The organism is Paenibacillus timonensis (assembly GCF_022427145.1).
GTDB classification, from domain to species: Bacteria; Bacillota; Bacilli; order Paenibacillales; family Paenibacillaceae; genus Fontibacillus; species Fontibacillus timonensis.
In genome coordinates this window covers 74,161-87,486 of sequence record NZ_JAKSXN010000001.1, presented here as the reverse complement: position 1 = coordinate 87,486, position 13,326 = coordinate 74,161, and the positions used below count along the sequence as shown (strand labels likewise).

The following is a 13,326-nucleotide window of genomic DNA, read 5'->3' as shown; positions in this document are numbered from 1 at the left end:
TATAATCAAATTAGTCAGGTCATCAGATGAATTATGAATTTGAAATAAATCTACCATATCGTTCAGGGATTGTATAGACTGTAAATTAGGAATAATTGTAATCAGGAATATCGCGGCCGGAAGAGGGAGAAGTCATGGATCTGGGCAAAAAAAATTACGAAATCATCACCGAGGAACTGGAGCGGATCATCGAAACCGGAAGGGTCAAGCCGGGCGAAAAGCTCGACACGATCGAAAACATGGCCAAACGTTACCGCGTCGGACGTTCCACGGTCCGCGAGGCGATCAGCCATTTGAAGGCAAGGGGGCTGTTGGAGACGAGGCAAGGCGGAGGGACGTACGTCCGGGCGCAAGCGCTGCAATCGATGGCCTCCCGGCAAATCAAGGATCGCGAGGATTTGCAGCAGCTGTTGGAGGTGCGCGGCATCCTGGAAGTCGGCAGCATCGAGCTGGCGGCAGCCCACCGGAACGAAGCCGATTTGGCTGAGCTCTCGCGGATCATCGGTCTGATGGAGGAAGCGATCGGGAACGAGGAAATCAGCCAGGTCCACGACGTCAATTTTCATCTGGCCATCGCCAAAGCGACGCAAAACCCGCTGCTCCGTCAAATGATGGAGAGCATCTCGGCGATGATGATGCGTACGATCCGGGACAGCCGCAGCTTGTGGTTGTTCAGCGAGCAGGAATCCGCCCGTCGCCTGTTTCAGGAGCATCGGCAAATGCTGGAGGCGATTCGCGATCAGGATGCGCTTGGGGCGGCCGCAATCATGACGACGCACTTGGCGAAGGTGGGAAATGCGCTGATGGGAACATCGGACGAGCGTGAATCCGTTTGACCGAAGCAGCTAGTCCGGGGACGGTCAACGGGAGCAATAGCCGGTAATAGCAATCGGTAACAGTAGTCCGTCACAGCAGTCAGCAGTAGCCATCGTTAATTCCACGCCAAACAGTGTCCCTTCCTTAACTCCACGCCTAAGCCCCAACTGCAAACATGCAGTTCATATGCGTGCGAAACCCCGCATTAAAGCGGATGAAATGCAAAGTTTGATGAAAATTAGGCGAGTTATGGGCTTTTGAGTACAAATGAGCTGCACTTTTGCAGTCGAACCCGTTGCCATGAAAATAACAAAAAGACCTGGCCAAGCGGGCCAGGTCTTTTCTATTTGCTGCCGGCTTGCAGCGTTAAAACGGTTTCGGCCGTTTCCACGCCGTTGACGAGCAGTACGATGCGGTGTTCGCCGGGGTAGTGGCGGCGGGTCGTGAGATCGGCCCAACCATGCCGACGCGTTCCGCCGATCCGGGCACCGCCGGGGACGGTTTTGTCCGACAGCAGGAACAGTTTGCGCGAGGTGCGGCCGCCGGCTTTGACGAAGTCGATGCCGTATTCGACCCGCACCTTGACCGGTTCGCCTTCGCGAATCGACAGCTCGTAGCGGAGCTCTCCGCTGTCGCCGATGCGCAGCACGGCCGGGTCGGCCGAGAGCGTCGCCGACGTTGCCAGCGGCTCGCCTTCGCCTGCCGCGGCGTAGCCGAACAGCTCCAGCGCTTCAGGCCCGCCCTTGCGAATCATGGTTCGGCAGCCGTGACGGACGATCCAGTCGGTGTGGGGGTGGGCCCCTTTCCAGCGGCGAGCGAGCTCCAGAACCAACCCGGGATGATCCTTGGCGATATCATTCAGGTTGTTGGCCACGCTCTTGCGGACGTACAAGCTGGGATCGGCCTTCAACCGTTCCAGGATCGGCAGGATCGGCGCCGGGTCGCGTTTGAATATCGGCAAAGCTTGTCCCCACGGTAGGCGCGGCCGGCAGCCTTCGCTCGCCAAGCGGCGCACGTGCTCGTTCTCGTGGCCAGCCCATGCCGCCATCTGCGACATCATCCGCTCGGGATCCCGCTCGATAAACGAACGGACAGCAAACTCGGCGGACGACTTCGGCGTAAACCGTTCCAACGCCTGCATCGCAAGCGGCCAATCGGCTTCGGCACCGCCAAACACCTCGACGAAGTCGGGGAAGAACAGATACGGGAACCCGACGCAGGATTCGTCGATTGCGAACAAGACGGCAACCGCCTCCGAAAATGCCTCCGGCAATTGAGAACCCAGCCTCAGCGTGATTTGCCGCATCCTTGCCTTTAACTCCAACTTCTCCCACGTTCCATCCATCACGTCGCCAACGAACCGTTCCGCGTCGAAAGACGCGTAGGCTCCCTTCACTTTGTCGCCGAAATCGCGCAGAAAAGCCTCGTTATACATCGATTTTAACGTATCGGCCATGACTCATTCTCCGTTCCACCCATACCGGGATTGAAAGTTTCAAGTTTCTATTTTACATTGACGGTTTTATTCAGAGCAAACACCGGCGAAACACGCCGTTAATATTATTTATCTATAATCTAACCATTTAATTGGGAAAGGGGAACCCTCAAAATGAACAAATCGGCGATCCGCGCCTGGATCCTTTATGATTGGGCCAATTCGGCCTACGCGACCACCGTGTTGGCGGCGGTACTGCCTATATTCTACGCCGGAGTGGCTGCGCAAGGCTTAAGCGAAGCTACCGCGGCTTCCTATTTGGCTTACACGCATGCCATCGGCATGGCGTTGGTGGCTGTCATCTCGCCGCTGCTGGGATCGATCGCAGACCTGTCGGGGCGAAAAACGTCGTTCCTGACCTGGTTCGCGCTGCTGGGCATTTCGGCTACGGCAGGTTTCGCGCTCGTAGGCCCGGGGGATTGGCTGCTCGCCTCGGCGCTGCTCGTTATCACGACGGTGGGGTTCTCCGGAAGCCTGACGTTCTACGACGCCATGCTGCCCGACCTGGTACCTTCCCGGCACCGGGACGACGTATCGGCCAAAGGATATGCGGCCGGATATGTTGGTGGAGGGATCCTGCTGGCGATCAATCTGTTGATGATTCAACAGCCGCAGTGGCTCGGTTTGGGGGATGAGCTTGCGGGGACCCGGTTGTCCTTTTTGAGCGTAGGTTTATGGTGGCTTGTTTTCTCTTTACCGATCATGCGTAAAGTGCCAAATTTGCCCAAGCAAACGCTCGGCTTAACGGCGGTAGGGTATGTGCGGGCGGCGGGGCGACGGGTCGGTGGCACATTCAAGGATATCCGGCGCTTTCCGCAGTTGTTTCGCATGATCGCCGCTTTTTGGTTTTACAATGACGGGATCAACACGATCATCCTGATGGCGACCATCTATGGAACAACGCTCGGAATCGGCACCAGCGACCTGATCTTGGCGCTGCTCATCACGCAATTTGTCGGGTTCCCCAGCACGGTCCTGCTTGGAAAAGCGGCGGTGCGCCTTGGCCCCAAGCGGGTGCTGATCGCCTCGCTGTGTACCTATGTGCTGATCGTTCTCTTGGGATTCGGCATGACCAGCGCGCTGCATTTCTATATTCTGGCCATTATGGTTGGGTTGGTACAGGGAGGAAGCCAATCGATCTCCCGTTCCATCCTGAGCGATTTGATGCCGCCGAACCGGACGGGCGAATTTTTCGGCTTCGTCAACATTACGAGTAAATTTTCTTCCATTTTTGGGCCGTTTGCGTTCGGGCTCATGGGGCAGATAACCGGTAATCCGCGTTTGGGGATCTTGTCGCTGCTGCTGTTCTTCGGCTTGGGCATCGCCGTTGTGGCAAAATTGAACCTGGGCCAAGGCAAGGCGGACGCCCTAAGGGATGAAAGCGGCGATTCCGAAACCGGAACGCAGTCGCCTGCGACGGCTTAAGCGGCTGGTAGGCGTTAACCGGTTTCCCGGCGGTTCCAAATTGGCTCCGCGAATCGATTCACCAGATTGCGAACGCATTCTTTTCCCGTATCGTACGAGAGATCCCCTAACGTTTGCCGGAACTGTTCCCGTTTCCGCGCGGATGCTTCGGGGATTTCTTCGTTCAGCCACTCCGCCAGGGCATCAAGCACTTTTCCAGCGTCCTGGAGCGCCTGCTCCCACAACTCCCACACGCTTTCCGTTCTGACTTCGGATAATACGGCCGAATGCCGCCATTCGGCATGCCGTTCGTTTAGATAGTCCGGCAATCCAGCGGCGGAAAGGGAAGGAATGGACGGATAAAAGAGCCCGCGAAGCGAGCCTGCCGCCAGCGATTTTTTCCAGCCCTTGGGATCGAACATCAAGCGGAATGCGAACCGCATGTCCAGATAGGCCGCTTGCCAGCCATCCAAGGAAAGTCCGGCCAATTCCGGATAATGAAGCATTGAAGTATCGCGGAGAATTCGGCGGATGGGCAGCGGCAGCCCGGCGTTCAGGTCGATTTCTTTCCACCCGGGCAAGCGCGAAACGTCCTCATGCTTGAGTTTCCGCAGAAATGCGGCGTCCAAGGCAAGTTCGAAGCGCTGATGGTCCATTCCTTTGTAACCGGCGTTCCAGTTGATGTAGGGGTGCAGATTGCGATCGAGCAGATGGTGGGTGAGAAAACCGAGGAAATATAGCAAGGCCTCCGAGCGATCGGGCTCGGGGAGCATGAGGCTTTGGGAGAAAACATCGACCAAAACCGGCCCGCAGTTGCGACTATGCATCAGATTGCCGAGCCGAACCGCTCGGCTGGGGCCGCGCCAGGACCAAAATCGATGAAAAAGCAGAACATCCGGCCCCTGGCAACCGGCGTGGTAGAGATTGCGTTTTGCGGGAAACTCGCTTAAAAAAGATAAACGGTCCCGAAATTCGGCCGCTAGCCGTTGACCGTATTCCAAATGCATCCATAAGGCCGGCATGGGATTCCCTCCTGCTGATGGTTCGCCCGAATTCGGGAGGCGAGGTTCTTACGTTCAGCATAAGGAGCGTTTGTTAGGGGAGCGTGAAGAGCGATCGGGTTTCCTGTTAAGATTTACGGCTTGTTATGGCCAAGCGAAGCGCAAAGGCCAGCAGGATGAAGCCGACGAGAACATTCAAAACCTGCGACAGCTGCTGCGGAAGATACGCGTTCGCCAAGCTGCCGAGCAACGCGATCATGGTGAGAAAAGCGAAGGTTGCCAGCAACGCCCCCAGCGCAAAACGGGACACATCGATGCGGCGGATGCCCGCCTCGGTGATTTTGGAGGTAAACACGCCTGCCCAGAACAGGATCGTTAGCGGATTGGAGGCGGTCAGCAGCATGGCGTACGCCCAGGTGTCCTCATCGCCACCCCAAGCCGGCAGGGTTAAGCTTGGCAGAATCGCAATCTGAAAAGCGCCCAGAATCGCGCTTACGCCGAACAGCCCCAGAATAATCGCACCGAACCCGTGGAGCATGGGCCGGATCCGTTTGCGATCCAGCAGGGAGGAGAGCCCCAATATCGCCGCCGTCATATATGACGTGTCGACCAGGGTTACTCCCAGGACGCCGGCTTCCGCTACCCAAAAACCATGGAGGGAACCGGCTTGAAATAGGAACAGGCAGACCGGTCCGACGGCCAACTGCAGCAGCATTCCGAATCTAAAGCCGCGCAGGAGCATGCTTGCGCTTCGTCTCATAGGTTGATGTTTTCTTTTAAGGTGGACAGGGTGATCATTGTGTTGCTCTTCACGACGCCGGGAATCTTCTTTAAGGTCCCCGACAAAAAGTGCTCCAGCGTCGATGTATCTTCAACCAGCACCTTCAGCAAATAATCGTATTCGCCGGCGATATGGTGGCACTCGAGGACCGGTTCGCATGCCACGATCGCTTCGCGAAACGGTTCGACGTGTTTGGTGTGCTCGATGCCGACGAAAATAAAAGCCAGCAGCTTATGCCCCGTTTTCGCCCGGTTGATTTTAACCGTATAGGCTTCGATGACGCCGGCTTCCTCCAGCTTGCGGATGCGTTCGGAAACGGCGGGAACGGAGAGGCCGACCTGTTTGCCGATGTCGGATGCGGTTATGCGGCTGTTTTGTTTAAGAGCGTTCAAAATCCGCTGATCGGTAACGTCCAAGGGAACACCTTCTCTCTCAATGGATTTAAACCTATCATAGAAAATGATTAAAATAATGTAAACCTTATGCGTAAAATGCGAAATGAATTAAGGTAAAATCGCGAAACAGACTAATTATATTACTGGAAATGTCCCCGTTTGAAGTTCCGGCAAAACGATTTTAAGCAAACCGGGCCTGTCCTCCGTTTGGTTGAAGTGCTAGGATAACCCTAAAGGAAATAAAGGGATAGAAAAGGAGTGGCAGCAATGGCGGAGCTAAAAACGAATGCCATGCGGATGCTGGACAAGTCCAAAACGGCGTATCAAATTCACGCGTACGACGCGGAGGACGGGCAAATTCACGGAACCGCGGTGGCGGAGAAAATCGGCAAACCGGAGGAGAAGGTTTACAAAACGCTGGTAGCGCATCAGGGGGCGGCGAACTTCGTGTTCATCATCCCGGTCGCCGAGGAGCTGGACCTGAAGAAGGCGGCCAAAGCCGCCGGAGTCAAAAAGCTGGAGATGCTTCCGCTCAAGGATTTGCAGCAGCAAACCGGATACGTCCGCGGCGGCTGCTCGCCGGTCGGCATGAAGAAGCTGTTTCCGACGTTTATCGACAGCCGTGCGGAAAGCTTGGACACCATCCTCGTCTCCGCCGGCAAAATCGGCATGCAGATGGAGATCGTGCCGCAGCGGCTGGCGGAACAGGTCAGAGGGAAATTCGCGCCGCTCATCCGCGAAGGCGGGGATGAGGGGGAAGAGTTCAACTGACGTACTCCTGATCCTCTTCCTTGTTTGGAGAGGATCGCGATGGATCCATTCTCCGAAAATCGGCGCTTGACGAACGAGGCGGAGCCAAATGATCAAACTGTCCCGAGCGTGTTTGCGCTAACGCTTGCCAGGATGCTTATTGGGGCGAAACGAGGGGAGTTTCATTTCTAACGCTGATCAGAGCGCTTAAGGGGGCTAAACCGCCCCTGATCTCAGGAGAAACCAGGAAATAAGCTCTCCCGTAAGCGTTAGACAAAGACGTAAATATTTCAGGGCGGGTGACGACGTATTTGAACGAGTCAGACATGGGAAAGAAACGCCGGATTTGACGTTCCCATGACAATTGCCATCTATACTGGGGGAAAAACCACACAGAAAGATGGCTGATCCGATGGGCATTCACGCTTACTTTCGTTCCTTAAACGAGTTAGAACGCATCTATCGCTGTCCCGGAAGGTTCAAATTCGAAGAACATAGCGTGGCGGCGCACTCCTGGAAGGTCGTGCAATACGCCAAAACCTTGGCCGATATCGAAGAACAAAACGGCGTTGCCATCGACTGGAAGAAATTATACGAGATTACGAGCAGCCACGATTACGGCGAAATTTTTATCGGGGACATCAAAACGCCGGTAAAACATGCCTCGATCGAGCTGCGGAATTTGATCCAACAGGTTGAAGAGGGCATGGTTCACAATTTCATCGACGAGCATATTCCCGAGGAGTTCAAAACGATCTTTCGCAACCAATTGCGCGAAGGGAAGGACGAGACCGTCGAGGGGTTGATCCTGGAGGTTGCCGACAAGCTGGACCAGGTTTATGAGGCATTTGCCGAGCTTCAGCGGGGCAACACGGAGAAGGAATTCGTCAAAATGTACCGCGACGCCCTGGTAAAAATCAAAAACATCGATCTCCATTGCGTCGATTATTTCCTCCGGGAAATATTGACGGACATGGTGAACGAGGGGACAACGTCGCCGATCGACATCAAGCGGATTACGCAGGAAGCGTTGGAGCATGAAAGCGGGATTCGCCAATAGCCGAATCGAAAACGAATAGGACCTCATTTCCCTTTACTGCGGAATGAGGTCTTTTCTTGGTAAACGGGGATCATAGCTTTGCCATTTTTAAGGAATAGTGATCATAGAACCCCTGCCAGGAGGAGCGAATGATGTACGAAGAAGTTATAGCCGCCGTCACCAAAAGCAAAGGCCGTAAGTCGCTGTATCATTTTACCAGAACCGGGAACTTGCCATCGATCGCTTCCAGCGATAACCTGTGGTCCAGTTCGCAAATGAACCCGGCATGGATCGGCAAACGAAGGTTACAGCCAGTCAAGGTGCAAGCCGGCGAATATGAGCTGACGATCAACGCCAATCTGCGCATTGCCGAATCCATGATCGGCGAAGGGACGACAATGGAGGAGTTTCGGGCTTATTTGGACCGCCACGTTTTCTTTTGGCCGACGGTTAGGGATTGCCGGAAGATGATGGCCACGTATGCTCGCCGGGAACCCGGCGAGGGATTTGCCGTATTGGAGTTCGATGCGGCTTCGCTGCTTGCCGAACATGCCTTGTCCGTGAAACTGTCCAAATACGATTCGGGCAGCACGCCTCGGTATCCGGGACGCAGCTCCTATAAGAAAAGCCCGGACATGTTCCTCCCGTTGGGCGCGTTCCCCAATCCGGCAACCGGCAGTACTCCGGCTCGGGCTTCGGAGATCCGGGAGGTGCTGATCGAACGACGGGTCCAACACGTAACACGTTATTTAAAGGCGGTGTTCGCCTCTCCCGTGGAAGCGGTGCCGCACGTCTGGTCGGGACTGGCGAGGCCGTTGAGTGACTTTCCGGACCGGCCCGTATGAGTCCATCGGACTTCGGGCCGGCATTTTTACGCAATCGGGCTGATTCCTCGCACATAGTCGATGAACCGTTTGGCCGCCGGCGACACATAGCGGTCTTTTCGCCATTTCAAACCCAGTTCCCACTGCCAGCCATCCTCTTGAATCGGGATCCAGACAAGTCCGTCGAGTTCCAAACCCATCGTTTTCGGCAGGACGGACACGCCTAGGCCGGCTTTAATGAATCCCGCCACCGTGATCAAATCCTCTGCGTCATACGTCGATGCCAGCGTAAACCCGGTGCTTTGGAATCGGGATAGGATGGTTGCTTTGAGTCCACAGTTGTTTTTCAGTCCAACGAACGGTTCCCCGGATAATTCCGTCAAGCTTAACGAAGGGCGCTGGGCCAAACGGTGTTGTGCCGAAACAACGATATACAGCGGAAGCGTTTGGATCACGATCCATTCATGGAGCTCCATAAACGATTCGCGGGAAGTGATCATCAGGTCGGAGAGGCCTTTGTCCAGATGCTCGTCGATATCTCCGAGATTTCCTTGCGTCAATTCGAACCGGACCTGCGGATGGGTCCGCCGGTAATCGCGGATCAAAGAAGGCACAAGATCAACGCCCAGGATATTCAGGTAAGACATCGCAATGACGCCCGTATCCGGGTTCGTCCATTCCTGCAATTCCCGCATCCCGTTTCCCAGATCCTGCATCGCCCGTTCCACCCATATCGCGAACATCCGTCCATACCGGTTAAGCTCCAGGTTACGACCGCTTCGTTCGAAGAGCGGAACGCCAAGTTCGTGTTCGAGTTTGGCTATGGCATGGCTTAAGGCCGGCTGGGTCAAATTCAGCGCCTTAGAGGCTTGGGTCATGTGCTGCAAGCGGGCGACCGTCAGAAAATACTCCAATTGCGTCAGTTCCACGATGGGCACCTCGATTATATATAAATTTCATTTATTAATTTCATGAATACTATAAATTAGACGTTATAAAGCGTCAATCGTAATATAAAAGTCGAGGCCCGGTTCCACCCGGCGAGGTGATCGTCGGGCCGGATGCTAAGCAAAGGAGTGGAGCAGAAATGGCCCAGAATGACATCGAGGCAGGATTGCCGCAAACGATTCGTGATTTTTTTCGAGCAAGCAATGCGCACCGGACGGAGGACCTGCTTGCCTGCTTCGCCGATAACGGCGAGGTTCTCGACGATGGGGGAAGGTACGAAGGCCGGGACATGATCCGTGCCTGGAGCGGCCAGAACTATATCGGCGCCCAGGTTCATGCGGAACCCATCGGCATGGAACCAAGGGAAGGTGAATGGGCGGTTCAGGTTGATATTACCGGGGACTATCCGGGCGGACCCTATCGCTTTTGGTTTTGTTTTACCTTGGATCAGGGACGGATCAGCAAACTGGAGATCATGGAGGTATCGGCATGAAGTTCGATTTAAACAAGATGAATACGGAGTTTGCCGGCAAAAAAGCGCTGGTGACCGGGGGCACCAAAGGGATGGGACAAGCGATTGCGGCACGGCTGACCGCCGCCGGGGCCGTCGTGATGACGACGGCGAGGTCGATGCCGGACTCGCCGGGCGATCCGCAGCTGTTCGTGGCCGCCGACCTGACGACACCCGAAGGGGCGGAGAAGGTGATCCGTGCCGCCTTGGAGCGGTTGGGTGGCGTGGATATCCTGGTTCACTGCCTAGGCGGATCCAATACGCCACCCGGCGGAGCCTTGGCGCTTGGCGACGAAGAGTGGTTGTACGCTCTGAATTGGAACCTGCTGGGCGCGGTCCGTTTGGACCGAGGGCTGCTGCCGGCGATGTTGGAGAAGGGAAAAGGGGCGATCGTGCACATTACTTCGATCCAACGAAAGCTGCCGCTTTACGAGACGACATTGGCATATGCCGCGGCGAAAGCGGCGTTAACCAATTACAGCAAAGGGTTGTCCAAGGAATTCGCGCCACAAGGCATCCGGGTGAATACGGTCGCCCCCGGGTTTATTCAAACGGAAGCGGCGGAGGCTATGATCGACCGGATTGCGACGCAGACCGGCAGCCGGGAGAGTGCTCTGGAGCAGTTGATGCAATCGCTTGGCGGCATCCCGCTGGGGCATCCCGGACGTCCCGAGGAAGTCGCCGAACTCGTCGCCTTCCTCGTGTCCGATCGGGCCGCGTCCATTACCGGCAGCGAGTATGTGATTGACGGGGGTACGATCCCTACCTTATGACGAGTAGTGTTTTCATCAAAAGAGCCTTCCCGAAAAGGGAAGGCTCTTTGCTTAGAGGTAAGGCGCGATGCCCAATCGGAACACCTCGGCCGGGGGGCGGTCTCGTTTGCGCTTATCATCGGTTAGGACGACGACGGTCTCCAGGCTTGGAATGACGTAAATGAACTGCCCCCCATAGCCGCGAGCGTAGAAAAAATCAAAGGATGCCGTCCCGTTCTCCCGATAAACGTCCGTCCACCAATGCCAGGCATAGCAACCGCGCCTTGGCGCTTCGACGTCGATCGCAGGCCGGACGGATTCCGCCAGGCGTTCCCTGCGGATCAGCGGTTGTCCGTTCCAAACGCCTTGCCGCAAATAGAGCAGACCAAACTTCATCATGTCAACCGGTCGAAGCCACAGGCCAAACCCGCCGGTGTGAATCCCTTGCGGGTCTTGCTCCCAACGGTAGGTGTCGATGCCGAGCGGGCCGAACAGATGCTCCTCGGCAAAACGGGCAACCGGCATGCCGGTTGCTTGGACCAGGATCGCCGACAGCAGCTGCGAGCCGCCGGAGTTGTACTCCATCCGGTCTCCGGGACGATCGGCCATCGGCTGCTCCAGCGCGAACCGCACCCAATCGCGCGAGCGGGTCATCCGCGGAAACGAATTGTGCCCGCCGAATTCCGTCCAATTCCAACCGCCCGACATGGTGAGGAGATGCCGCAAGGTAATCTCCCGCTTCCGCTCGTCGGGGTCCTCGTCCAATTGCGGGAAAAAGGCGCGAATCGGCGTATCGGGCGGCGGCAGCAAACCGTGGTCGAAGGCGATGCAGATCAGCGCGGACAAGAAGCTTTTGGTACAGGAGTTGGTTTTGGCGATCTCATCGGCCATTTGGTCGTTCCGGTAATGCTCGAGGACCAGCCGGTCTTCCCGATGGATCAAACAGCTTCGTAAATGAAGCGGCGCAATGGCCGCGGTGATGGAAGAGAGATTCATGGCAACGTTGTCCTTTCTAGTGTCGTGGAGCCCAAAGCATGATTGAGACGCCGACCAGGCAGATGGCGGCGCCAAGCCAATCGTAGAGGTCGGGGGTCTTCTTGTCCACCCACCAGCCCCATAACACGGCCATCACGATGAACACCCCGCCGTAAGCAGCATAAACGCGGCCGAAGGAAGGGAATTTTTGCAGCGTCGGTATGATGCCGTAGACAATCAAGATCAACCCGCCTGCGATGCCGTACCACAGCGGTCTGGATTCGCGAAGCCACAACCAGACCAAATAGCCGCCGCCGATTTCGGCGAACCCGGCGACAAGAAACAAGAGAATCGCGAGGAGCATGGTCAGCCCCATCCTTTCGCGTTATTTTTACCAAAGATTGTACCATGGATCCGCGAAGATGAAACCTTGATGAAGACTATGGCGTCTTCGCGCAGATACGTTATAATCGAGCTAAGGCAAACTTTCAAATTTAAACTATCAAATCTACAATTAAAGGAGTGGATCCGGATGGAAAGAGTCCAATCGGAAACGCAATTCGATCAATTGATTCAAAGAGACCGGTATACGGTCATTAAATTTGATACGACCTGGTGCCCGGACTGCAAAAACCTCGACCGGTTCATCGGAGATATCATTGCGGAGCATACGGATAAAGAGTTCTATGCGATGGATGCGGAGGAGTTCCAACCTCTGGCTGAAGCCAACGAGGTGCGGGGGATCCCGAGCCTGCTCGTCTATAAGAACGGGGAGAAGATCGCCCACCTGCACAGCAAATTCGCCAAAACGCCGGGACAAATCCGCGAGTACCTGGAGAGCTTGGCTTAATTCGGCAGAAGGGATGTCCATCGTCCGTCGCCCGAGATGGGAGAGAAGAACATGAAGTTTACCGAAATGACGTTATGGTCGGGGCAACTGCAGGAGACGGAAGCCTTTTATACCGAAACCCTGGGGTTTGCCTTGATCGAGCAAGGGTTGGAGCACTTCACGATTCAAGCCGGCGCGACGTTGATCACGTTTCGATTGGCTCGGGAGAACGAATCTCCTTATTATCATTTTGCTCTAAACGTACCGGAAAATAAATTTACGGAAGCCAAGCAGTGGCTGGCGGCCAGGGTTCCGCTCGTCCTGGAACAAGGGGAGGACGAGGTGTTCTTCGCCTCTTGGAACGCGCATGCGGTTTATTTTAAAGACCCGTCCGGCAATATCGTGGAATGGATCGCCCGGCACAATTTGCCCAGCGGGATCAGCCATGATTTTTCCATCGACGACATCATGGGCGTTAGCGAAATCGGCATCGTTGCTTCCGAGGTGATCCCGTTTGTTCGCCGTCTGAACGGGGCAGGGATGCCGAATTGGAGGGAGGACGATCCGGGGCTGACCCCGGTCGGGGACGAATATGGGCTGCTGATCGTCGTCCGGGACAAACGGGAATGGTATTTCTCCAACCGGATCCCTGCGCGTTTCTACCCGGTCGAACTGACCGCAGCCGGTATCGGACGTTTGAAGTTTCGCGCGCAGGACGAGTTTTCGGGAGCTCCTCTCGGCCGGGTAACGGCGGATTCGTAAAGCACGCGTTCATGGAAGTTGTCCCTGGATTTATGGTATATTGC

General features: G+C 55.7%; 16 protein-coding genes. 9 read left to right on the top strand and 7 right to left on the bottom strand.

Annotated elements, in window-relative coordinates:
• The first annotated feature begins 134 nt into the window (after positions 1-134).
• Positions 135-836: a FadR/GntR family transcriptional regulator gene (locus MJ257_RS00445; protein ID WP_240267421.1), complete on the top strand. Its 702-nt coding sequence runs from the start codon at positions 135-137 to the stop codon at positions 834-836.
• A 323-nt stretch (positions 837-1,159) separates the two neighbouring features.
• Here MJ257_RS00445 and MJ257_RS00440 read toward each other — a convergent pair whose 3' ends face one another.
• Complete coding sequence (locus MJ257_RS00440) at positions 1,160-2,272, bottom strand: DNA alkylation repair protein (RefSeq protein ID WP_240267420.1); 1,113 nt, start codon at positions 2,270-2,272, stop codon at positions 1,160-1,162.
• Positions 2,273-2,425: 153 nt separating this feature from the next.
• Here MJ257_RS00440 and MJ257_RS00435 point away from each other — a divergent pair, with 153 nt between their 5' ends.
• Positions 2,426-3,736 (top strand): MFS transporter, encoded by a 1,311-nt coding sequence (locus tag MJ257_RS00435; protein WP_240267419.1) that lies wholly within the window; start codon positions 2,426-2,428, stop codon positions 3,734-3,736.
• A 14-nt stretch (positions 3,737-3,750) separates the two neighbouring features.
• Here the strand turns inward: MJ257_RS00435 and MJ257_RS00430 are convergent, their stop codons facing one another.
• The 3 genes from MJ257_RS00430 to MJ257_RS00420 all read right to left on the bottom strand — a co-directional run bounded on the left by MJ257_RS00430 (position 3,751) and on the right by MJ257_RS00420 (position 5,913).
• Positions 3,751-4,737, bottom strand: coding sequence for a zinc dependent phospholipase C family protein (locus tag MJ257_RS00430; protein WP_240267418.1), 987 nt, complete (start codon positions 4,735-4,737; stop codon positions 3,751-3,753).
• A 106-nt stretch (positions 4,738-4,843) separates the two neighbouring features.
• The gene (locus MJ257_RS00425) at positions 4,844-5,476 is read right to left on the bottom strand and encodes a LysE family translocator (protein WP_240267417.1); all 633 of its coding nucleotides are present in this window, start codon (positions 5,474-5,476) and stop codon (positions 4,844-4,846) included.
• Positions 5,473-5,913 carry an Lrp/AsnC family transcriptional regulator gene (locus MJ257_RS00420; protein ID WP_240267416.1) on the bottom strand — a complete coding sequence of 147 codons (441 nt, stop codon included), beginning with the start codon at positions 5,911-5,913 and terminating at the stop codon, positions 5,473-5,475. The genes MJ257_RS00425 and MJ257_RS00420 overlap by 4 nt, the downstream gene beginning before the upstream one ends.
• 246 nt (positions 5,914-6,159) lie before the next feature.
• Between MJ257_RS00420 and ybaK the strand changes: the two genes are divergently transcribed.
• The 3 genes from ybaK (at position 6,160) to MJ257_RS00405 (ending at position 8,526) form a co-directional block, all read left to right on the top strand.
• On the top strand, positions 6,160-6,663 hold the full coding sequence (gene ybaK / locus MJ257_RS00415) for a Cys-tRNA(Pro) deacylase (protein ID WP_240267415.1): 504 nt from the start codon (positions 6,160-6,162) through the stop codon (positions 6,661-6,663).
• A 391-nt stretch (positions 6,664-7,054) separates the two neighbouring features.
• A complete protein-coding gene (locus MJ257_RS00410; RefSeq protein ID WP_240267504.1) occupies positions 7,055-7,702 on the top strand; it encodes a YfbR-like 5'-deoxynucleotidase in 648 nt (215 codons plus the stop codon).
• A gap of 131 nt (positions 7,703-7,833) precedes the next feature.
• Positions 7,834-8,526, top strand: a complete 693-nt coding sequence (locus MJ257_RS00405) for a DUF7002 family protein (RefSeq protein WP_240267414.1) — start codon at positions 7,834-7,836, stop codon at positions 8,524-8,526.
• Between the two features lie 26 nt (positions 8,527-8,552).
• Here MJ257_RS00405 and MJ257_RS00400 read toward each other — a convergent pair whose 3' ends face one another.
• A complete protein-coding gene (locus MJ257_RS00400) occupies positions 8,553-9,434 on the bottom strand; it encodes a LysR family transcriptional regulator (RefSeq protein WP_240267413.1) in 882 nt (293 codons plus the stop codon).
• A gap of 158 nt (positions 9,435-9,592) precedes the next feature.
• Here MJ257_RS00400 and MJ257_RS00395 point away from each other — a divergent pair, with 158 nt between their 5' ends.
• Together MJ257_RS00395 and MJ257_RS00390 are read left to right on the top strand one after the other, a co-directional pair.
• Entirely contained in the window at positions 9,593-9,946 is a 354-nt protein-coding gene (locus tag MJ257_RS00395) for a nuclear transport factor 2 family protein (protein ID WP_240267412.1), read from the top strand.
• Positions 9,943-10,737, top strand: coding sequence for an SDR family oxidoreductase (locus MJ257_RS00390; RefSeq protein WP_240267411.1), 795 nt, complete (start codon positions 9,943-9,945; stop codon positions 10,735-10,737). Before MJ257_RS00395 ends, MJ257_RS00390 begins: the two co-directional genes overlap by 4 nt.
• Positions 10,738-10,788: 51 nt before the next feature.
• Here MJ257_RS00390 and MJ257_RS00385 read toward each other — a convergent pair whose 3' ends face one another.
• Together MJ257_RS00385 and MJ257_RS00380 are read right to left on the bottom strand one after the other, a co-directional pair.
• The gene (locus tag MJ257_RS00385; RefSeq protein ID WP_240267410.1) at positions 10,789-11,712 is read right to left on the bottom strand and encodes a serine hydrolase domain-containing protein; all 924 of its coding nucleotides are present in this window, start codon (positions 11,710-11,712) and stop codon (positions 10,789-10,791) included.
• 16 nt (positions 11,713-11,728) lie between these two features.
• Positions 11,729-12,055, bottom strand: coding sequence for a YnfA family protein (locus MJ257_RS00380; RefSeq protein WP_240267503.1), 327 nt, complete (start codon positions 12,053-12,055; stop codon positions 11,729-11,731).
• 168 nt (positions 12,056-12,223) lie between these two features.
• On the opposite strand from MJ257_RS00380, the gene MJ257_RS00375 reads away from it, so the two are divergent.
• Positions 12,224-12,541, top strand: coding sequence for a thioredoxin family protein (locus tag MJ257_RS00375; RefSeq protein ID WP_240267409.1), 318 nt, complete (start codon positions 12,224-12,226; stop codon positions 12,539-12,541).
• Between the two features lie 51 nt (positions 12,542-12,592).
• Positions 12,593-13,282, top strand: a complete 690-nt coding sequence (locus MJ257_RS00370) for a VOC family protein (protein ID WP_240267408.1) — start codon at positions 12,593-12,595, stop codon at positions 13,280-13,282.
• The last annotated feature ends 44 nt before the right edge of the window (positions 13,283-13,326 follow it).